Here is a 21,390-nt window from a genome sequence, read left to right on the forward strand (position 1 = left end):
CATCATGGATATGCAGACATCCTTTATTGATCGACTGTTCGAAGAGGGCTTGCTGATCGAAACGGGCGTGGACGGCCTCTATGGGCGTAGCGGCCAGTTCGAGGATGTCATTGCGGCATTCGAGCGGTTGATCGATCGCACCGGCGGCCCCGATGGCGCCGAAGCCATCCGCTTCCCGCCCGGCATCAACCGCGCATATTTCGAAAAAAGCGCTTACATGAAGAGCTTTCCGCAGCTTGCAGGCACGGTTCACTCCTTCTGCGGCTGTGAACTTGATCATGTCAGCCTGCTGAAGACCATGGATGAAGGCGGCGACTGGACGACCGAGCAGAGGGCGACCGATATCGTGCTAACGCCTGCGGCCTGCTATCCGCTTTACCCGACGATTGCGAAGCGTGGCAACCTGCCGCCGGGCGGCGGTCTTTACGATATTCAGTCCTACTGCTTCCGCCATGAACCATCGAAGGATCCGGCCCGCCAGCAGCTGTTCCGCATGCGGGAATATGTTTGCATGGGCACCGAGACGAACGTGACCGAGTTCCGACAGACATGGATGGATCGCGGCGTGAAGATGATGGAAGCCGTCGGCCTTGATGTGACCATCGACGTGGCAAACGATCCGTTCTTTGGCCGTGCGGGCAAGATGCTTGCCAACAATCAGCGCGACCAGAACCTGAAATTCGAGCTTCTGATCCCGGTGACATCCAGCACCAATCCGACGGCGTGCATGAGCTTCAACTATCACCAAGACGCCTTCGGCCAGAAATGGGGTCTGAACCTCGACAATGGCGATGTGGCCCATACGGCATGCGTCGGCTTCGGCCTTGAGCGTATTGCACTTGCGTTGTTCGCACACCACGGCCTCGACGTGAAGAAATGGCCTGAAAAGGTCGTCAAAACACTTTGGGGCTGACCTGTCCATGACGCAGATTTTTCCGGGCCTCGACCCACGTAATCATACGCAGCACCCGCTGCATTCTTCCGAGAGAATGTGGCCGGAAACCAACTGCTACGTCGATCTGTGGATCGAGGTTCTGGCCGCCCGAGGCCTGCCGCCGGAAGCCATGCTTGGCTTCACGCTGAGCCAGGATTTCGAGGGCGATCAGTTCACCTTTTTCAAAGTGCCTCTGGAAGACCTGGAAACGCTTTACGATATCCGCGTCACGGAACTGGCGATCTTCGATCAGGTGGAAAACCACATCGAGGTGCAACTCGAACGTGGACGTATCTGCCTCATCGAGATGGACAGTTTCTACATGCCTGATACCCACGGCGTGGGCTATCGCAAGGAGCATGGCAAGACGACCGTTGCAGTGAACAGGCTGGACAGGGAAAAGCGCGAGCTGGACTATTTCCACAATGCCGGCTTTTTCCATCTCGAAGGCGAGGATTTCGATGGGTTGTTCCAGCACCATCTGCAAGAAACGGACACGCCTTTCCTGCCCTATACAGAGTTCGCGAAGTTTCCGGATGGCAACAATTCCGAAGCGCATCTTCGCAAGACGGCAGGGCGCCTGCTGAAGCAGCATTTCTCTCGCCGGCCATCTGCAAATCCCATCCGTGCGTTTTCAGCCGTCTTTCCGGCGCAGGTGGAGAAAGTCGCCGACCGGCCATTTGGCTTCTTTCACAAATACGCCTTCAACACGCTGCGCCAGCTCGGCGCCAATTTCGAACTGGCAGCAAGTCACCTCGACTGGCTCGACAAAAGCGGTTTTCACGAGGCTTCCCAACACGCGTTGCGTATTTCGGAAGTCGCCAAAACCGTTCAGTTCCAGCTTGCAAGGGCAGTCACACGCCGCAAGTTCGATACGCTCGCAACCGTCCTAGATCCGGCCGCAGGTGCGTGGGATCAGTTGATGGACGCGCTGGGCAGAAAACTGTCTGACGCCAGCGAGGCCGCGTGAGAGTGAACATCCTGGGCGAGACGGCGGACCTGCTGAGCGAAGGCTGGACGCTTACGCTGACACCGGCCGATGCCTGCGACCTGCCCTCGGATATTCCCGCAAATCTCGAAACCGTCCCGGCCGACGTGCCCGGCACTGTGGCACAGGCTCTTGAAACGGTGGGCCAGTTCGATCGTTTTGCGCCTCATGCCCTGAACGACAGGGATGCATGGTATCGCCTGACCCTGATTTCAGACACGAAAGGACGCGCGACGCTGCACTTCGGCGGCCTGGCGACAATAGCCGAGATTTTCCTGAACGGTGAACTGGTTGCCGCATCACAAAGCATGTTCGAAACACTCGACATTCCGGTAGAACTCACCGGTGCGGACGAGCTGGCGATATGCTTCCGAGCGCTTGCGCCGAGGTTGGAAAAAACCGGCCCTCGGGCCCGTTGGCGACCGCAGATGATGAACACGCAAGGTCTTCGGCTGATCCGAACCACCGCATTGGGATACATGCCGGGCTGGTGCCCGGAAATACATGCAACGGGACCATGGCGTCCCATCAGCATCGTCCGGCACACTGAGGGCCGCGGCTCCCTCCGGTGTTCGCTGGACGACAGAGGAACAGGAACGATTGCCATCGCACTGGAAAGCGATAGCCACGTTGAAACTGCGCGACTGATATGTGGCGAACATGCCACCGACCTCACGGTCTACGAGGCTGGCAGTCTTTCAGGAGAACTGGCACTCCCGGACGTTGCGCCATGGTGGCCGCATACTCACGGTAAGCCGGTCCTTCATGAAGTTTTTCTGGAGCTGGACGGCAAGCGGCTCAACCTTGGGAAGACGGGCTTCCGCAGGATCGACATCGACCGGGGCGCGGATGGAAACGGCTTCGGGCTGCGGGTCAACGGCGAAACCATCTTCTGTCGTGGAGCAGCCTGGACGACAGCCGATATCGTTCGGTTGCCGGGCACGCGAGCCGAGTATGAACCCTGGCTGAGACAGGCGGCCGATGCAGGCATGAACATGATTCGTGTCGGCGGCACGATGGCCTATGAAACGCCCGAGTTCTTCACCCTCTGCGACGAGCTCGGCATCATGGTCTGGCAGGACGCCATGCTTGCGAATTTCGATTACCCGGCAAAGGACGAAGCGTTTCGCGAACATCTGACGACCGAGATATCGCAGTTTCTCGAGGCCAATGCGCTCTCTCCTTCGCTTGCCGTATTTTGCGGCGGCAGCGAGATGTATCAGCAAGGTGCCATGCTGGGTCTGCCCGAACAGATATGGAAAGGACCGCTGACGGAGGAAATTCTTCCGGAACTGGTGAAGACCAAGCGACCCGATGTTGCCTATGTGGCAAACTCGCCATCGGGCGGGGCATTGCCATTTTTCCCGAATGCGGGTGTCGGACACTACTACGGCGTGGGCGCCTATTGCCGACCTCTTGAGGATGCCCGCCGGGCAGACGTACGCTTCGCTGCTGAATGTCTGGCTTTTGCAAACATTCCCGAACAGGAAACGCTGGATCATCATCTGTCTGTGCAGCCGGTCCATGATCCGCGATGGAAAACCCGAACCCCACGTGACCGCGGTGCTTCGTGGGATTTCGAAGACGTACGCGATCATTATCTCAAGCTTCTCTATGAGGTCGAACCCGATGTTTTGCGGCGCGAAGACGGCGGTCGTTATCTGGACATGTCGCGCGCGGCCGTAGCGGAAGTCATGGAAGCAACCTTCGCGGAATGGCGCCGCCATGGCTCGTCCTGCCAGGGAGCGCTTGTCTGGACCTTGCAGGATATCGTACCCGGTGCAGGCTGGGGCGTGATCGACGCCACCGGCAGACCGAAATCCGTCTGGCATGCACTGAAACGGGCTTTCCGCCCCGTTCAGGTGACCCTTTCCGATGAAGGCACGAACGGTCTTGATGTGCATGTCATCAACGAAACTGCCAAACCCCAAAATGTCGTCCTGGAACTGACATGCCTGCGTGACGGTCTGCAACCGGTCGTTCATGCCAAACGTGCAGTCGATTTGATACCCCGCCAAAGTCTCGTCATTGCGGCAACCGACCTGTTTGGCGCGTTTTTCGATACGACCTATGCCTATCGTTTCGGGCCGCCTTCGCATGACGCAACGATTGCCCGGATCCGCGATGCCGCGACCGGAGCTGTAATCGCAGATGCCTTCCATTTCCCGGTCGGACGCAAAAAAGCGTTGCACGCGGCTTCGTTGCGGATCGTCAAAAACCATGAGGATGGCCTCTGGTTTCTGGAAATCGAGACGGATCGTCTGGCGCAGTCAGTGCATGTTGAAGCCGATGGCTATCGTGTTTCAGAAAACTGGTTTCACCTCGCCGCCGGCGAAGCGAAAAAGATTCAGCTATTGCCGGAAACCGACGCCCCCGCAAACGAACCATCCGGCGAGGTTATGTCGCTCGGCTCGAACCGCCGCTTTTCGTTCTAGAGAGTCTCCGGCAAGACAGCCGTTCAAGGTTGTGAAGCGAGACGCCTGACAGTGTCCAGATAGACCGCACGGGCTTGTGGCGTCGACAGATTGTGATCGGCATCGGGAATGATCGTCACGGACGCATTGGGATAGGACGACAGCCCGCGGCCATCGGAATCGAAATAATATCTGAAGTGTTCGAGACCGTCGTCGTTGTCGCTGTAGAGAAGACTGACGACCGTACCGCTGGCCCGAAGCCTGTCAAAAGCAGAGTAGACGGCGCGTCCCTCTTCGCTGTTCCTGCGGAAAAGCCGTGCCGTCTTCGTGGACACCTTCTTTGCTGTCGCCTTGATGATGTTCAGTACCGCGCTAAACACATCCACATCGCCGCTGAACAGGCGCTTGAACGTCGATCCTTGCAGAAAGCGCTGTCTGTACTCGCCGAAGGAGCGTGGCCGCTTGTGCAGTGCCTCATCGACAGAGCGACCTTTCAGCCAATGAAAAACGACCGGGTTGACCGCGACAACGGAGCGGATGCGATCGTCGGCAATTGCGCCGTTGAAAGCGAGATAGGCTCCACTGCAACGTCCAGCCGCCACAATCGCTCCACCTGCTTGCGCAGACAGGAAGTCGACGGCTGCAACGACATCATCGTTCTGGGCAACATCGTAAAGCACCTGTTCGGGAACACCAGCCACCGGTGGACTATCCGCAACATTCGCTACATCGAAGCGCAGGGATGCAATTCCGCCTCTGGCAAGTTCGCGTGCCATCTTTACCGAAAGCCTGCCCCATCCGGCATGCCTGTCGTAGGCGGCACCGAGAAAGAGGACGGAAGAAGATGCAGCGTCATCGGAAGGCTGGCATAGAACGCCGAACAGGCGACCGTTATCGCCGAATTGAACGGGCTGCTCGAAGAAACCGCGACCAGCCTGCCCAACGCTGATAATGCGATCATCCACCGGTTCTGCGCCATCGGAGACGTTTGCCTGAGATGTCGCCCAATCCACGATATGGCTCACGACGTGTTCAGGCATCTTCGACAACGTCGGGCTGGAAACCAGATCGTCGTAACCAGAAAATGCAGCCACGTCGACATCACCGCCAAGCGATTGCAGATGGCGTGCAAAATCATCCTCCGCCACACGTCCTGGCCTGGTCAGCACAAGCAGCCGTTCAGCCGGAAGAACAGACGGGTTCGAGAGGTTGGCCTTCTTGATTTTTTCTGCAATGCCAGCGGGCATTTCCATGCCGGCGATTGAGCCGGATGTCGACAATCTTTGCTCTGCACGAAGACCCAGACCGTCATCGATCATCGATGACCACATTGCCAGCTCGCGCAGATAGCCGCGACCAGAGACAACGGGAGCCAGTAAAGCCATTCCGCTGATGGTGGCCTCGCCCGCAAAAGCCTGCAAGGCAATCAGACAGCCAAGACCTTGCGCCACGACGACGATTCGTGACGCACCCGAAAGCCGGTGAAGAGATCTCAGAGCGGATTGAGCACTCCAGGACCAGTCAGCATCCTCGCCCGTGTCATCCGGATCGAGTGCATCTCCTGTCCCGTGATAATCGAAACGCAGGCTTGCTATGCCCGCAGCCCCCAGACGCTCGGCAACGAGCCTGTAGAACTTGCGGCTGCACAGTTCCTCCATACCCCATGGGCTCATGAAAAGAACTGCCGTGTCCTGTCGGGTGTCACCCTGTGCAGGATGAAAAATGCCGACACAACCATCAAAGGAAACCGGCTGTGCTCTCTTGCCGCCTGTTTGTCCTGCAATATTTATCGTCATCGTCCCTGCCGTTATTTACGCGGGTGCTTTGGCTCAATCATACCTGTTTGTAGATACATCAAACGTCTTAACGCCAGTTCTACGACAATAATATGCCTCACAGAGAGAGGGGCGCTATTTTGCTCGAAACGTCCTGAAGATGCTGATAAATAGCAAGCAGCGCACTATCTGTAGGAGGGATCTGCGTTATCCGGCGCCCCACGCCGGAACATTGCAGGAATCAAACGACGGGTATTGCCCGAAAAATCATAGAAGTCTTTTATGGAACAAAGCCTTACGCGTTACATCTGGACGCATACCAAGCGGCATCAGCTCTTTATTCTGATGATCGTCGCTCTGTCGATGATTCCCTATTTCCTTGCCTTTGACCTTCCCAAACAGATCGTCAACGGACCAATTCAGGGCGATGGCTTTGAGGGCGCGAATGCGACACAGCCGTTCATGCACCTCACCCTGGACATTCCATATTGGGGAACCGTGGAGCTGTTCCCGGGGCTTGAGCTCGACCGCATGTCGATGCTGATGGCGTTGAGCCTGACGTTTCTTGCACTCGTCGTCATCAACGGCCTCTTCAAATATTACATCAATACCTACAAGGGCCGCCTCGGCGAGCGCCTTCTGCGCCGTATCCGCTTTGAACTGATCGACAAGATACTGCGTTTTCCGCCCAGCCATTTCAAACGTGTGAAGGGCGCTGAAATCTCCAGCATGGTGAAGGATGAAGTGGAGCCGCTGGGCGGCTTCACAGGCGATGCCTTCGTCCAGCCTGCCCTGCTTGGCGGTCAGGCGCTTTCGGCGCTTTTCTTCATTCTTGTCCAGAATTTCTGGCTCGGCCTGATCGCCGCCTTCATGGCCGCCATTCAGGTTGGCATCATTCCGAAGATGCGGCGCAGGCTTATCGAACTGGGACGCCAGCGCCAGCTCAGCGCCCGCCAGCTTGCCGGACGCATCGGCGAAATGGTCGACGGCATCGGCACGATCCACGCTTATGATACATCCAACTACGAAAGAGCCGACGCATCGCATCGGCTTGGCGATATTTTCAAGATCCGTTACGACCTCTACCAGTGGAAGTTTCTGGTCAAATTCATCAATAATTTCCTCGCACAACTCACACCCTTCTTCTTTTATGCCTTGGGCGGATATCTGACCCTCAAGGGCAGCCTCGACGTCGGCCAGCTCGTCGCCGTCATCAACGCCTACAAGGAACTGCCCGGCCCGCTGAAGGAACTCATCGACTGGGATCAGTCACGGCAGGACGTTCAGGTCAAATACGAACAGGTATTCGAACAGTTCAACGCGCCGAACATGATTGATAAAAAGGTGCAGGAACTCTCCGCAGCGTCGAGCACAGCAATCACAGCCCCGATCGTCATCAGCAATCTTACGCTTGAAGATGACAGCGGCAGCAGACTGCTCGAACAGGCATCCTTGAAAATTGAACCCGGCGAAGTGATCGCAATTGTAGGCGGCTCCGGTGCAGAAGCGCTTGCCGATGCGGTGGGACGAACCCTGTGGCCTGCAAGCGGCAAGATCACGATCAACGACGTCGACATTCTGGAATTGCCGGAATCCGTGACAGGAAGACGTATTTCCTATGTTTCTTCCGATAGTTACTTCTTCCACGCCAGCCTTGAAGACAACCTTCTCTATGGTTTGAAGCATGCGTTGCTTGCGGAAAAGCTGTATCAGGGCACAGAACTGGAGCACAGAAAATGGGAAGTCCGGGAAGCCAGGATGGCCGGCAATCCGGAAGTCGACATTAACGGAAACTGGATCGATTACGCATCCAGCCCGGCTGGTGACGAAAAGCCGGAAAATATCGCAAAGGCGGTTCTAGCCGTCCTTGATACGGTCGACCTGTCGCAGGATGTTCTCGAATTTGCCTTGCGCTCGTCCATCGACCCGTTGAGCGACCTTCATCTGGCAGCCCGCATCGTCGAGTTGCGCAATGTCCTACGCTCGGAGCTGGAAAAGGAAAATCTGAGCGGCCTTATCGCTCCCTTCGAACTCAACAGCTACAACAGCGAGGCGACGGTCGGCGAAAACCTCCTGTTCGGCACGATGCGGGATCAGACGCAAACCATCAAGACAATCATTGAAAGCGATTATTTCCGCTCCCTGATGCATGAGACGGGACTTGTCGAAACCCTGTTCGACATGGGTCACACGATTGCTGAAAACATCGTTGAAATCTTCGCCGATCTGCCGGGCGACCACCCGTTCTTCCAGCAGCTTACCTTCATGACGCCGGATGATATCCCGGTCTATCAGCAGATGTTGCAACGCCTTCAGGGCAAACATTACGCGGACGCCAACGAGGCGGAGAAACGCGCGATGCTGCGCCTGAGTTTCTTCTACATCGAACCCAGACAGCGCTTCGGCCTGCTGACGCAGGACATCATGGATCGGATCATCGAGGTCAGGCACATGTTCCATGCCAACCTGCCCGATAACCTGAAAAACATGATCGAGATCTACGATCCAACCAAGTACATGAGCGCCACCAGCCTTCTGGACAACATTCTGTTCGGCAAGATCAGTTATCGATATACTGACGCATCACGGCGCATCACAAAGATCGTGGCCGATGTCATGCGCAAGCGTGGCGTGTACGAACGGGTTCTGGCAGTCGGTCTGGATTTCAATCTCGGTGCCGGCGGTAAGCGGCTGGGACCGCTGCAGAGACAGAAGCTCAACCTTGCGCGCGCGCTGATGCGCAAGTCGGACTATTATATTTTCAATCGCCCGCTCCCGGGTCTGGACCACCGGCTTCAGGAGGAAATCGTTGAAAGAGTCATTACATTCCTGAAACAGAACAACAGTAACCCCTCCATCGTCTGGGTGTTGTCTAACGCGACACTGTCGCGAATGTTCGATCGCGTCATCGTTGTGCATCAGGGTTCGATAACCGCCGATGGAAGTTACGAGACTCTTGCGCAAGAAAACGGTACATTCCAGGAAATGGTCGCAACATAATGTCAATAGACGTGACCGAGGTGGAACGAGATCAGGGTAAAACGATGCTGTTTAAAGACGAAATACAAATGCTGAAACGAGTGCCCTTCTTTTCGGAGATGGAACCGGCCAAGCTTAAACTTCTTGCTTTTGCATCCGATCGCGTATCCTACCACAGTGGCGACGTGCTTTTCAGACAGGGCGATGTCGGAGACGCCGCCTATGTACTTCTCACAGGAAAAGTCGATGTTCTCATCGATTCACCGGCAGGCCAGATCAAGCTCACGGAAATGACCGGCAACGCCATCGTCGGCGAGATTGCCATTCTCTGTGACAGCGTGAGAACGGCCACCGTGCGTGCTTCGACGAATGTAGAGGCACTTCGTATCGGCAAGGAACAGTTCTTTAAGCTGATGTCAGATTTCCCGGATGTCACCATCAAGGTCATGCGTGTTCTTGCCGAACGGCTCACGCAGACAACGGCCGAACTCAGCAAGGCGCGCACGGCCGTAAAATCATAATTAGCAATTCCTTGCTACCAGGGCGCGTGAACTTGAAAAAACAGACGTGGCGCCATTGCAATATAAATGAAATGCTGAATGAATAATCAGGTCAGGTGTCTGTCGAGGGGGACAGACACGGGAATGCGTTTACGACGGCCCTCATGGGAGGAAAGGCTTGCAAGGGTCGTTGTGGTTTGGGGTGTGTCATGGTGTTGGGTTCCGACTTAGCGGGTCGGGAAAGTGATGAAAATTTTCGGATAAAGATCTGGGGAGCGCGAGGAACACTCCCCGTCTCAGGTGAAAACTTCCGGAAATATGGAGGAAATACCATCTGCATCGAAGTCCGATGCGGAAATCATGTCCTTTTGTTCGACGCAGGCTCCGGGTTGTTACCGGCTGGCGTTGCGCTACGCGCGGAAGGCATAACGGACGTCGACTTGTTTTTCTCTCACTGTCACTATGACCACATCGTCGGCTTTCCCTACTTCAAGCCATTCTACAACAATTCAAATGATGTAAAGATCTGGTCCGGTCATCTGGTCGGCGTAAAAACCACGCGCGAGATGCTCAAGGAATTCATGAGCCCGCCGTGGTTTCCGGTTCCTCTCGAAATCTGTTGCGCGAGAATAGCGACGCGGGACTTTCTTCCGGGTGATACGCTGTATGTACGCCCCGGACTTTCCATCCGCACCGGAATGCTCAACCATCCCGGAAACGCGGTGGGTTATCGCATCGATTGGGCCGGAAAATCTTTTGCCATCATAACTGACACGGAGCACGAACCGGGGGTTAACGACGAGACGGTTCTCGATCTGATCAAGGACGTCGATCTGTTTCTTTACGACGCCATGTTCACTGACGACGAGATGAGCCTTTACAAAGGTTATGGCCACTCCTCGTGGCAACAGGCAATCCGCCTTGCCAAGCTTGCCAATGCCAAAAGCGTGGGATTTATCCATCATTCTCCGAACCGCACTGACGCAGAACTCGATGATATCGAAAAGCAGGCAAAAGAGCTGTTTGGTGGTGCTTTCGCGGCGATGGATCATCAGATCATCGATCTGTGATGGCCAACGATGCGGCCGCCGGTGCTTTGGCCGCGAAGCGCGATAAACACGTACAAGTGACAATAAGTTTATGTTGTATTCCACGATGTTGCCACGGGACATTGCGCAATAGGGCGCAACAAAGGTGAGGCATCCCGGCTTGTCGGGAGGTTGGAAGCGGGCGGTGACGCGGTGAATGACAGGAACGGCAAGATCGGAACAGGCGGCGTTGCCTCGGTCTGTGGCATGAAGGCATCAATATGATCCGCCTGATGTCCGATACCGCGCTAAGACGTGCCCGGATCATCTCCGGCCTCGTGATGTTTGCCTTTGTCTGCAGCCATTTCTCCAACCATGCCCTTGCACTGATTTCACTCGAAACCGCTGAAAAAGGCCGCAAATGGTTTAGCCTCATATGGCTCAATCCTGTCAGCAGCACTCTGGTTTACGGCTCTGTTTTCGTCCATTTTCTACTTGCCCTCCGCTCAATATACCAACGCCGCACACTGCGCATGCCTGTGCGCGAGGCTCTTCAAACCACGCTCGGACTGCTGATACCGTTCCTTATCATCGGCCATGCCGTGAATATCCGCTTTTCACGCATGCTGTACGAGGTCGACCTCGGCTACCCGGATATCATTCGCAGACTGTGGGTCGACAATCCCGGCGCCGGCGCGTGGCAGAGTTTTGCGCTGGTGGTGATCTGGACACATGGTTGTATCGGTGTGTTTTTCTGGTTGCGCTACCGGGATTGGTATCCGCGTTTTTCCAGCATCTTCCTGACATTTGCCGTCATGCTTCCCATCTTGGCTCTTCTGGGTTTCGCAGATGCAGGGAGGCTGCTTGAAGAGGAAAGCGCCAGACAGGCCTTGCCGCCGGGGCTTGAGGAGTACAGCAGACATCCAGAATACCAGCGTGCGCCGAGCCAGATGGAAACCAATATCAAAGCCATCACAACAACGGTACAGACGCTGTTTCTATCCGCGATCGGACTTGTCATCGCAATGCGCGGTGTGCGCAACTGGCGGCAGCGATCCAGCGCCATCGCAATTCGTTACGAACATGGCACCGAGGTCCGTGTCCCGGCTGGGCTGAGCGTTCTGGAAGCAAGCCGGATAGACGGCATCCAGCATTATTCGGTTTGCGGAGGCAAGGGACGCTGCTCCACCTGCCGTGTCAGGATCCTCAACAGTAAGGGGCCTCTGCCGCCCCCGGGCGACATCGAGCAGACGACCCTTCGGCGCATTCACGCCGATTCCGATGTAAGATTGGGCTGCCAGCTGCGCCCGATGCATGATCTGACCGTGGCACTTCTCGTCTCGTCCACCCAGCAGAGCGATCTTCCACCCGATGCACAACCCACCCGACCCGGCCGGGAAGAGGAAATCGCGGTCCTCTTTTGCGATATCCGCAACTTCACCTCTCTGTCGGAAGCAAAACTGCCTTACGATGTGGTGTTCCTGCTCAACCGCTATTTCACGATTGTCGGCCAGGCCGTCGAGCAGGCGGGCGGACGTCTGGACAAGTTCATCGGTGACGGCGCCATGGCGCTGTTCGGGGTCGAAGGCGATCCCGAAAACGCCTGTCGCAATGCCATGAAGGCCGCAGCCACCATCCTCCGCGAACTATCGCTTCTGAATGAAGGGCTTGAGCGGCAGTTTGCTGTCCGGCTGGAAGTCGTGATCGGAATACATTCCGGCCCGACAATCGTCGGTGTCATGGGTTATGGTCCGGCTAAAACACTGACCGCCATCGGCGATACCGTGAATGTGGCAAGCAGACTGGAAACGATAGCCAAGGAACTCGGTGCAGCTATTGTCGTTTCCGAACCGACAATCGTCCAGGCAGGGCAGGATATCGCCGATCTGCGCAATGAAAAGATCGCCATTCGCGGTAGGAATTCAAAGCTTAAAGTCTTTCTTCTGTCCAAGGAAGAAAGCGAACGGTTCCTGTGACGCAGACAGTTCCGCCTCAAACTTTCCGGTAGAGAAAATAGCGGTCGGTCGGTACGGTATCCGGCACCGACAGCGGCTCAAGGGCTGCATGTTCAAGCGGAAGACCGCTGATCGCGATACCGCCCGCACCCAGCATGCCCGCCGTCAGCTGCGGCAACCAGGTCAACGTCAGCGCATCTTTTTCAGGATATCCGGTGCCGATATCGGCATGCACCAGCGCTGCCTCGAAGCCGACATAAGCAGGAGCGGTTTCCGATATTTCACCGATGACCAGATCCTCGGCGGCAGGAACAGACGAGGCATGCGCACCCATTGCCCTGTCGAAGGCGATGATCCGCCGCTCGGGAAAAAGCTCGCGCAGATGATTGAACGTCCGTCCATTGCCAAGACCGACCTCCATGATCGCACCGTCTGAAGGCAATTCGAGATCACGGTGCACGTGGTTGAGGATATCCCGCTGCGCGGTCAATCGGCGAATGAAACTGTCGAGTCTGCTCATGGGAAATCCGATCCAAACGAAAAAGGCAAGGGCGATCAGGCCTTGAGGATATGTTTTTCAGCAATGCCCCGACGCGCAAAGACGTTTCTGGTATCGATGATGAGCGGCGACCACTCCGCAAGCGTCGCGTAATCGACGTTGTCGTGATCCGTGGCGATGAGGACGGCATCGAAGGCACCGATGGCTTCCCTGCTCCACTCGACGGATTTCATGCCCATCAGGCCGCTGTACTCACGCGTTCTGGGAATCTCGGCAACATAAGGATCGTGGTAGAATGGCTCACCGCCACGTTCGTGGATCAGTTCGATGAGCTTCAAAGATGGGCTTTCCCGAATGTCCGGCACATTCTTCTTGTAGGCCAGTCCCAGCACCAGCACTTTCGACCGGCTCAGTGCCTTGCCTGCATGGATATCGAGTGCCTCGGCAAGTCGTCCGATCACATGACGCGGCATGCCGGTATTGATCTCCCCAGCCAGTTCGATGAACCGTGTTGGCAATTCATACTCACGTGACTTCCAGGTGAGATAGAAGGGATCGATGGGAATGCAGTGACCGCCCAGACCGGGGCCAGGATAAAACGGCATGTAACCGAAAGGCTTGGTCTTGGCCGCATCGATCACCTCCCATATGTCGATACCCATCGCCTCGTAAACGACCTTCAATTCGTTGACGAGCGCGATATTGACCGCCCGGAAGACGTTCTCGGTGATTTTTACCGCTTCGGCGGTCGCCGTGGTCGACACCGGAACCACCGTCTTCACAACGGCGCCGTAGAAAGCCGTCATCAGCGTTCCAGCCGGCTCGCCGTCACCGGCCACGACCTTCGGGATGGTCGAGGTTTCGAAATCGCGATTGCCGGGATCTTCGCGTTCAGGCGAGAATCCGATGAAGAAATCGGCACCGGCCTTCAACCCCGATCCTTCCAGTATCGTCTTGACCACGCCATCGGTCGTACCGGGATAGGTGGTCGACTCCAGAACGATGAGCTGGCCCTCACGAAGATGCGCCGCGATATCCCGACAGGTCTTTTCGACATAGGAAAGATCCGGCTCGCGATATTTCGTCAGCGGCGTCGGCACGCAGATTGCAATGACATCGCACGTGGCCAGCTGCGAAAAATCGGACGTCGCGACAAACGTGCCGTCTCGCCGCACGCTTCCCAGAACCTCGTCGGACACCGCCTCTATGTAGCTGCGGCCCGCATCGATCGAGACGATCTTACCGGGATCGATATCGAAACCCGTAACGTTGAAACCCGACTTGGCTATCGTCATAGCCAATGGCAGACCGACGTAACCCAGCCCGATAACACCCGCTCGGACGGTCTTGTTTTCGATACTGGCGAGCAAGTTCTGGAAGGAGACTGATGAAGTCAAAGCGTGTCACGCTCCGCGCATTACAAAAAGATGCCTTTCAGTTGGGCAAGAATGAAGAAGCTGTCAAGGCTCGGCATCCTCAAATTACGGTTGACGCGACAACCGCGCCCGAAGCAAAACCATGCGGATGAAGATTGCTTTTTATTCGCCGCTGAAATCGCCCAATCACCCCGTCCCCTCCGGCGACAGGCTGATGGCGCGCCTGTTGATGAAGGCCATGGCGATGGGCGGCCACGATGTCTCAGTGGTTTCGGAGCTACGCAGCTTCACGAAACAACCCGACGATCCGAACCAGGACGCAATCGTCGAGGCGGCGCGGCAGGAATCGGAAGCCCTTGCAACACAATGGTGCCGGGACGGAAAACCCGATTTGTGGTTTTGTTATCATCCATATTACAAAGCCCCGGACCTTCTGGGACCGAAACTGTGTGAAGAATTCGGCATCCCCTACGTAACAGTGGAGGCCTCCTACGCTCCCAAACGCAACGCGATGGGCTGGCAGGCCGTGCAGGACGAGCTTCTGACGACGTTGGAAATGGCTGTCGTCAACATATGCTTTACGGAACGGGACCGGGACGGGTTGGCGGACGCCTCGTCCAGCATCCACACGACAATGTTGCCCCCTTTCATCGAGGCTGATCCCTTTCTGGAAAACGCGCCTGCACCCACGACAGGCAAGATGATTACCGTGGCGATGATGCGGGCGGGTGACAAGCTCGGCAGCTACCAGGCATTGGCCAACGCGCTGGCTCTGTTGCCGAACAATCTGCACTGGACACTGGATATCGTTGGAGACGGCCCCGAACGCGCGACAGTCGAGGCGATGTTCAGCCGTTTCGACAGGGGGCGGCTTGTGTGGCACGGCCAAAAGACCGCCTCAGAGATAGCCCTACTCCACTCGAGAGCCGCCCTCTATGTCTGGCCCGGTCATGGAGAGGCTTACGGCCTCGCCTATCTGGAAGCACAGGCAGCCGGTCTTCCCGTTGTGGCGGAACGGATAGCCGGTGTGCCTGAGGTCGTGAAATCCGGTTCCACCGGCATATTGACCCCGGCAGGCGCTACGACCGCTTATGCGCAAGCCATCGAGTCATTGCTCACCGACGAAAGCCAACGTCGCCAACTGTCGGCATCCGCTCGCCGCTTCGTCATGGAGGAACGCACTCTGGCGACGGCGGCAGAAAGGCTGAACCATATTCTTTTGCAGGTGAAGGCACCGGAATCATGAGCGTCGAGAAACTTGTTGCTGCACTGGATGAATGTACGCGGCGTGGTTTCACGGCCGATCTCTGGCTTCGCGACGATGACGCGGTGGAGCCAACGGAAGCACTCGACAGATTGCTCGACCTCTCCAGTCGATTTTCCGTTCCCCTGACCCTTGCCGTCATCCCTTCAACCACGACACAGAAACTGGCAAGCCATCTCCACGAAGCGCCCCTTGTCACGGTCGCGGTCCACGGATGGTCGCACGCCAACCACGCCGGCGAAGGTGAGAAGAAACAGGAACTTGGCCGTCACCGCCACCCCTCCATCGTGGTTGGCGAACTGCATGAAGGTCTGGAGAAGCTGCGCGATCTGCATGGGGCGCGGTTTGTTCCCATGCTCGTGCCGCCGTGGAACCGCATAGACGCCAGCATCGTGCAGTTGTTGCCGGAACTGGGGTTTCATGCGCTTTCCGTGTTCGGGCCGGAGAAAACCACGACACCACCTTCCCTGAACACACATGTCGACGTGATGGACTGGCATGGCAGCCGTGGAGGACGTGACCACGATATCCTGTTTGCCGAAACGGCTGATCGCATAGCACGAACGATGGCGAGCGGCGGCACGACGGGCATTCTCACCCACCACCTTGTCCATGATGAAAGCGTCTGGCAGTTTCTGACGAAGCTTTTCGAGATTACGGCAAACCACCCGGCCTGCCGCTGGCGTTCCTCCGACGAACTTGTCGAAGCGCCATCACCATGATTTCCAGGCAATCAGCAGACCGCCCGTTTCGGCGCGAAGGCCGTTCCGGATAGCTTCCACCTCCTCAAAGGGAGCGCGATCAGCAAGGGATGCCGCTACGAAATCAGCGGGTGCAAGGCTGACGCTGCCCGACCGCGCAATCACGGTAAAGATCAACGGTCCCGTCGCCCACCATGCGGGTGCACGCGGCATTTCCCTGATGATCGTCGGAAAGCAATCCAGCATCCTACGAAAAACCGGATGACCGGCAGGGGCAGCGATAAACGAGTTGGCCAGCAGCACGCTGCCCTTTCCAGTCTCGCGCGGTGTATTTTCATCGAAGACAGTTAAACCGGCCATCGGCAGCAAAGCATCGAAACTCATATCGTCCCTGGCCGGATACCAGTCACAGTCGAGATAGATGCCACCGAAGCGTTCCAGCAGCACATAGCGGGCGACATCGACGGCACCGGGATAATCCTTTTTGTCCAGCATGGTTCTGAAGGTCGGGTCTGCAAACACGCCCTCCCGCTCCAGCCCGTCTTCCCGCCAGAGCCGATACTCATAACCATTGGCATGCGCGTGCGCGGCCCACGCATCGGTGGAAACCGGCGGCGGTTTGTCGCCGATCCATATCTGATGAATGATTTTCGGCACCTGCTGACGGCTTTTTTCTGCAATCTCGCGACGCTCCTCGACGGAAAACTCCGCATATTTTGCGAAAGCAGCGGGCGGTGGGACAAGCGTATACTGATAACCGATCTTCGCGATGACATCTCCCTCGGACTTGGCAAGGCGCAACCGGGCGGCATGCAACCGGCGCGGCAGACCAAGCACCGTTGGCTCGCCCATAAGGTGGCTATCGCCCACTGCAACCAGAGAGGACAGGATGGCATGCGCTTCGACATATTTTCCGTCGTTTTGCAACTGTCGGGCTTTATCCAGTAGCGCGTCGTAATATTTCTTGTCAGACATGAAACCTCATCCAGAAACGCTTCCCAACATATCCCCGACCAGAAGCCTGCGGGCAAGCCGCGAGTTTATGAAGCCGGCTGTGAATTCGCAGCATATACAGGCGTTTCAAGAGCATAGACAGACACAATGCCCTACGATAACGTGAGCCAAAGCCTAGGACGAGTTTTGTTACAGGGCCACACTCACGACGACGGCAGGGAACCTTTTTGGCATGAGCGCAGGCGCGGATTTGCTCCGCATCGAAAACTTGCAGGTCTCGTTTTCCCTTATGGGAGGGACCATCGATGCGGTGAGAGGTGCCAGCCTCCGCATTTTGCCCGGCAAGGTGACGGCGCTGGTGGGAGAATCCGGCTCCGGAAAATCCGTCATCGGCCAGACCATCATGGGTATTCAGGCCAAAACGGCGCGCGTTCAGGGCCGCGTCCTGTTCTCGGATCCGGCACTGCCTGCACAGGCTCCCGTCGATCTTCTCCAGCTTCCGAAGGACGGCAAGGAAATCCGCGCCATACGCGGAAACCGTGTCGGCCTGATCTTTCAGGAACCGATGACGTCGTTCTCGGCGCTGCATACGATCGGCAACCAGATCGATGAAGCCCTGCGCATCCACAGTGTGCTGACGCCGACGCATCGTCTGGAAAAAATGCATGAGACGCTTGATCTCGTGGGGTTCTCCAACCCTGCGAAGATCTGCAACATGTATCCGTTCGAACTTTCAGGCGGCATGCGCCAGCGCGCCATGATTGCGATGGCGCTGATCTGCCGTCCCTCGTTGCTCATTGCCGACGAACCGACCACCGCACTGGACGTCACCATTCAGGCACAGATTCTGAAGCTGCTGCGCGACCTCCAGAGCCGTCTGAACATGGGCATGCTGCTCATCACCCATGATCTCGGCGTCGTGGCGAACATCGCTGACGAGGTTGCCGTGATCTACCAGGGCGAGATCATGGAAGCGGGGCCCGTCGATGAAATCTTCAGGGCTCCCAGCCACCCTTACCTGAAAGGACTGATGGCTGCCGTCCCGCACTTTGATATGAAACCCGGTCAAAGGCTGAAGGCGCTGCGCGAAATCAATGTCGACCATGAAAGCCTCGTCGGCAAGAAGCCTGTGCAGACAGGTAAGGCGCCGGAAAAAATCCTGATCGTCGACAACATCAGCAAGACCTTCACGACACGCAAATCGAGCTGGTTCAGCAGCGGCAAGGCAAACGCAACAAAGGCCGTCAACAGCGTCAGTTTCGACATACGCCGGGGAGAGTGTCTGGGACTTGTCGGGGAAAGCGGTAGCGGCAAAACCACAGTCAGCAAAATCCTCATGCGTGCCGTCCGCCCCGACGAAGGCGCGGTCACATTCCGCAGCCGGGATGGAGATATCGACGTCCTGAACGCCAAGGACGACGATCTCAAGCAGTTGCGCGCCAAGATCCAGATGGTGTTTCAGGATCCGATCTCCTCGCTTTCGCCACGCATGACGGTGGGGAATATCCTCAGCGAGCCCATGGAAATTCACGGGCGCGGCGATGCAAAATACCGTGCGGAAAAGGTTCGCAATCTGCTGAAGGCCATTGGCCTTGGAGAGAGCGCGCTCAACCGCTATCCGCACAGCTTCTCGGGCGGGCAAAGACAACGCATCGGCATTGCCAGAGCTTTGACGCTTGGCCCGGAACTGCTCATCTGCGACGAACCCGTTTCCGCGCTGGATGTTTCGGTACAGGCACAGATTCTCAATCTGCTGAAGGATCTGCAGAAGGATCTCGGCCTGACCTACCTCTTCATCTCGCATAATCTGGCGGTGGTGGATTATATGGCTGACCGGGTTGCCGTCATGTGCGAAGGCCGTATCGTCGAACTTGCACCGCGTGAAATCCTGATGCGGTCGCCGGTTCATCCCTACACGAAATCCCTGCTGGCCGCAGTTCCCTTCCCGGATCTGGATCGACCACTGGACTTTAGTACGATCGGCAAAATCAGCGCGACGGGTAAGATTGACTGGGGCAAACAATTCCGTGACGAGGGTGAAGGGAATATGATCTCGGCAGATCTCGGCGAAGGGCATTTCGTTCTCGCAAACGGCAGCACCGATATCCGGGAGCTGCGCCCTTGATTACCCGCCGCACGACACTGGGCCTGCTCGCCTCCGTTTTCCTGCCGTTCGCCGCACAGGCAGCTTACGTCGACCCTTCTTTCTTCAAGGATAAAAAGGAAAAGGGCGAACTGCCGGATGTTTCGGCGCGTCTGCCGAAAAATCCCCGTGTGATCAACATGAAGGCGCTGGGGCGGGAACCGGGCAAACATGGTGGATCGGCACGCATGCTGATCGGCGGTCAGCGCGATATTCGCCTGATGCCCATCAACAGCTACGCCCGCCTCGTCGGTTACGACGAGAACTTCAAATTCCAGCCGGATATTCTGGAAAGCTACGACATTCAGGAAGAGCGTATCTTTACCCTAAAACTGCGCGAGGGTCACAAATGGTCCGATGGCAGCGATTTCACGACCGAAGATTTTCGCTATTTCTGGGAGGACGTCGCCCTCAACCGCGAGATCCACAAGGGCGGCCCGCCGATCGAGCTTCTTGTCCATGAAAAGCCACCGATCATCGAAATCATCGACCACCTGACGGTGCGTTATACATGGGAAGGGCCGAATCCCGATTTTCTGGCAAAACTTGCCGCAGCTTCGCCTGCACGGCTGTTTCTGCCGGCTGCCTATATGAAGCAGTTCCACGTCAAATATCAGACGGCAGAAAACCTCGCCAAACTCATGAAGAAAAACAAGGCGGATGACTGGAGCGGGCTGCACATCAAGATGTCGCGGCAGGTCCGCCCGGAAAACCCGGATCTTCCGACACTGGACGCGTGGCGAAACATAACCGCTCCGCCCGCCGAGCAGTTCATTTTCGAACGCAACCCGTATTATCACCGCGTCGATGAAAACGGCCTGCAACTGCCTTATCTCGACCGCTTCCTTCTGAACGTCACATCATCCGATATCATCGCGGCAAAAACCGCATCTGGTGACAGTGACATTCAGTTCCTCGGCCTGGATTTTTCCGATTATACGTTTCTGAAAGACGCGGAGAAACGCTTCCCCCTGAAAGTCGATCTCTACAAGCGGTCACAGGGCTCGCGTATGGCGCTGTTGCCGAATCTCACCTGCGCCGATGCCGTGTGGCGAGAAGCCTTCCGGGACGTGCGCGTACGCCGCGCCCTATCGCTGGCCATCAACCGGCATGAAATCAATATGGTCTGCTTTTACGGCCTGGCGACCGAGAGCGCCGATACAGTTCTGCCGGAAAGCCCGCTCTATCGCCCGGAATTTGCGAAAGCCTGGAGCGAGTTCGATCCGGCACTCGCAAACAGCCTGCTCGACGAAGCCGGGCTGGACAAGCGCGACAGCAAAAACATGCGCCTGCTTCCCGATGGTCGTCCCGCTCACCTCATCATCGAAACCGCCGGTGAAAGCACACTCGAAACCGATGTGATGGAACTTGTTACCGACCATTGGAGACAGATAGGCCTTTCGCTTTCGGTTCGACCCACGCAGCGAGATGTCTTCCGCAAGCGCGCCATGGGCGGCGAAGTCATGATGTCAGTCTGGATGGGGATGGACAACGGCGTGCCGAATGCGGACATGTTGCCCTCCGGGCTTGCGCCGACCGGCGACGACCAGCTGCAATGGCCAGTCTGGGGTGTGCATTATCTGTCTGGCGGACGCGAGGGCAAGGCGCCTGACCTACCGGCGGCAGCAGAGTTGCTGGCCTTGCTGAAGGAATGGCGACGATCGATATCCGAGGAGGACCGCACGCGCATATGGCTTGAAATGCTGGAGCTGTATTCGCAGCAGGTGTTTTCGATCGGCATCGTCAACGGCGCACTTCAGCCGGTCGTTCGCGCCGCGCGCATGCGCAACGTGCCAGAGAAGGCGCTTTTCGGCTACGAACCCACCGCCTATCTCGGTGTCTATATGCCGGATGCCTTCTGGTACGACGGAGAAGCCTGA

The 21,390-nt window shown here is 56.8% G+C and carries 15 protein-coding genes; 11 read left to right on the plus strand and 4 right to left on the minus strand.

The window, feature by feature from the left end:
* Positions 1-4 precede the first annotated feature (4 nt).
* The 3 genes from N7578_RS21075 to N7578_RS21085 are packed head-to-tail and all read left to right on the plus strand — an operon-like array spanning position 5 to position 4,357.
* On the plus strand, positions 5-913 hold the full coding sequence (locus tag N7578_RS21075) for an amino acid--[acyl-carrier-protein] ligase (protein WP_311112166.1): 909 nt from the start codon (positions 5-7) through the stop codon (positions 911-913).
* Positions 914-920: 7 nt separating this feature from the next.
* On the plus strand, positions 921-1,904 hold the full coding sequence (locus tag N7578_RS21080; RefSeq protein ID WP_311112167.1) for a DUF1839 family protein: 984 nt from the start codon (positions 921-923) through the stop codon (positions 1,902-1,904).
* Positions 1,901-4,357: a glycosyl hydrolase 2 galactose-binding domain-containing protein gene (locus tag N7578_RS21085; protein ID WP_311112168.1), complete on the plus strand. Its 2,457-nt coding sequence runs from the start codon at positions 1,901-1,903 to the stop codon at positions 4,355-4,357. Before N7578_RS21080 ends, N7578_RS21085 begins: the two co-directional genes overlap by 4 nt.
* Before the next feature lie 23 nt (positions 4,358-4,380).
* On the opposite strand, the gene N7578_RS21090 is transcribed toward N7578_RS21085, so the two are convergent.
* The gene (locus N7578_RS21090; RefSeq protein WP_311112169.1) at positions 4,381-6,132 is read right to left on the minus strand and encodes an alpha/beta hydrolase family protein; all 1,752 of its coding nucleotides are present in this window, start codon (positions 6,130-6,132) and stop codon (positions 4,381-4,383) included.
* A 261-nt stretch (positions 6,133-6,393) separates the two neighbouring features.
* Between N7578_RS21090 and N7578_RS21095 the strand changes: the two genes are divergently transcribed.
* The 4 genes from N7578_RS21095 to N7578_RS21110 all read left to right on the plus strand — a co-directional run bounded on the left by N7578_RS21095 (position 6,394) and on the right by N7578_RS21110 (position 12,594).
* Complete coding sequence (locus N7578_RS21095; protein WP_311112170.1) at positions 6,394-9,111, plus strand: ABC transporter ATP-binding protein; 2,718 nt, start codon at positions 6,394-6,396, stop codon at positions 9,109-9,111.
* A 44-nt stretch (positions 9,112-9,155) separates the two neighbouring features.
* Positions 9,156-9,611, plus strand: a complete 456-nt coding sequence (locus N7578_RS21100) for a cyclic nucleotide-binding domain-containing protein (protein ID WP_311112171.1) — start codon at positions 9,156-9,158, stop codon at positions 9,609-9,611.
* Positions 9,612-9,958: 347 nt separating this feature from the next.
* Complete coding sequence (locus N7578_RS21105; protein ID WP_311112578.1) at positions 9,959-10,660, plus strand: MBL fold metallo-hydrolase; 702 nt, start codon at positions 9,959-9,961, stop codon at positions 10,658-10,660.
* A 239-nt stretch (positions 10,661-10,899) separates the two neighbouring features.
* Positions 10,900-12,594, plus strand: a complete 1,695-nt coding sequence (locus N7578_RS21110; RefSeq protein WP_311112172.1) for an adenylate/guanylate cyclase domain-containing protein — start codon at positions 10,900-10,902, stop codon at positions 12,592-12,594.
* A gap of 16 nt (positions 12,595-12,610) precedes the next feature.
* Here N7578_RS21110 and N7578_RS21115 read toward each other — a convergent pair whose 3' ends face one another.
* Together N7578_RS21115 and N7578_RS21120 are read right to left on the minus strand one after the other, a co-directional pair.
* Entirely contained in the window at positions 12,611-13,093 is a 483-nt protein-coding gene (locus tag N7578_RS21115; protein ID WP_311112173.1) for a class I SAM-dependent methyltransferase, read from the minus strand.
* Between the two features lie 35 nt (positions 13,094-13,128).
* Positions 13,129-14,469: a nucleotide sugar dehydrogenase gene (locus tag N7578_RS21120; protein ID WP_311112174.1), complete on the minus strand. Its 1,341-nt coding sequence runs from the start codon at positions 14,467-14,469 to the stop codon at positions 13,129-13,131.
* A 127-nt stretch (positions 14,470-14,596) separates the two neighbouring features.
* On the opposite strand from N7578_RS21120, the gene N7578_RS21125 reads away from it, so the two are divergent.
* Positions 14,597-15,694, plus strand: coding sequence for a glycosyltransferase family 4 protein (locus tag N7578_RS21125; protein ID WP_311112579.1), 1,098 nt, complete (start codon positions 14,597-14,599; stop codon positions 15,692-15,694).
* A complete protein-coding gene (locus N7578_RS21130; RefSeq protein WP_311112175.1) occupies positions 15,691-16,434 on the plus strand; it encodes a polysaccharide deacetylase family protein in 744 nt (247 codons plus the stop codon). The genes N7578_RS21125 and N7578_RS21130 overlap by 4 nt, the downstream gene beginning before the upstream one ends.
* Here N7578_RS21130 and N7578_RS21135 read toward each other — a convergent pair.
* Positions 16,426-17,388 (minus strand): glycosyltransferase, encoded by a 963-nt coding sequence (locus tag N7578_RS21135; RefSeq protein WP_311112176.1) that lies wholly within the window; start codon positions 17,386-17,388, stop codon positions 16,426-16,428. The two genes, N7578_RS21130 and N7578_RS21135, sit on opposite strands and share 9 nt — an antisense overlap.
* 211 nt (positions 17,389-17,599) lie before the next feature.
* On the opposite strand from N7578_RS21135, the gene N7578_RS21140 reads away from it, so the two are divergent.
* The gene (locus N7578_RS21140; RefSeq protein WP_311112177.1) at positions 17,600-19,492 is read left to right on the plus strand and encodes an ABC transporter ATP-binding protein; all 1,893 of its coding nucleotides are present in this window, start codon (positions 17,600-17,602) and stop codon (positions 19,490-19,492) included.
* On the plus strand, positions 19,489-21,390 hold the full coding sequence (locus N7578_RS21145; protein WP_311112178.1) for an ABC transporter substrate-binding protein: 1,902 nt from the start codon (positions 19,489-19,491) through the stop codon (positions 21,388-21,390). The genes N7578_RS21140 and N7578_RS21145 overlap by 4 nt, the downstream gene beginning before the upstream one ends.

The organism is Agrobacterium tumefaciens (genome assembly GCF_031801495.1).
GTDB lineage: Bacteria > Pseudomonadota > Alphaproteobacteria > Rhizobiales > Rhizobiaceae > Agrobacterium > Agrobacterium tumefaciens_K.

Excerpts from the sequence above, each read along its gene's own strand:
- N7578_RS21075 (WP_311112166.1), top strand. The coding sequence starts at position 5 with ATGGATATGCAGACATCCTTTATTGATCGACTGTTCGAAGAGGGCTTG.
- N7578_RS21080 (WP_311112167.1), top strand. The coding sequence starts at position 921 with ATGACGCAGATTTTTCCGGGCCTCGACCCACGTAATCATACGCAGCAC.
- N7578_RS21090 (WP_311112169.1), bottom strand. The coding sequence starts at position 6,132 with ATGACGATAAATATTGCAGGACAAACAGGCGGCAAGAGAGCACAGCCG.
- N7578_RS21095 (WP_311112170.1), top strand. The coding sequence starts at position 6,394 with ATGGAACAAAGCCTTACGCGTTACATCTGGACGCATACCAAGCGGCAT.
- N7578_RS21100 (WP_311112171.1), top strand. The coding sequence starts at position 9,156 with ATGCTGTTTAAAGACGAAATACAAATGCTGAAACGAGTGCCCTTCTTT.
- N7578_RS21110 (WP_311112172.1), top strand. The coding sequence starts at position 10,900 with ATGATCCGCCTGATGTCCGATACCGCGCTAAGACGTGCCCGGATCATC.
- N7578_RS21115 (WP_311112173.1), bottom strand. The coding sequence starts at position 13,093 with ATGAGCAGACTCGACAGTTTCATTCGCCGATTGACCGCGCAGCGGGAT.
- N7578_RS21125 (WP_311112579.1), top strand. The coding sequence starts at position 14,597 with ATGAAGATTGCTTTTTATTCGCCGCTGAAATCGCCCAATCACCCCGTC.
- N7578_RS21130 (WP_311112175.1), top strand. The coding sequence starts at position 15,691 with ATGAGCGTCGAGAAACTTGTTGCTGCACTGGATGAATGTACGCGGCGT.
- N7578_RS21135 (WP_311112176.1), bottom strand. The coding sequence starts at position 17,388 with ATGTCTGACAAGAAATATTACGACGCGCTACTGGATAAAGCCCGACAG.
- N7578_RS21140 (WP_311112177.1), top strand. The coding sequence starts at position 17,600 with ATGAGCGCAGGCGCGGATTTGCTCCGCATCGAAAACTTGCAGGTCTCG.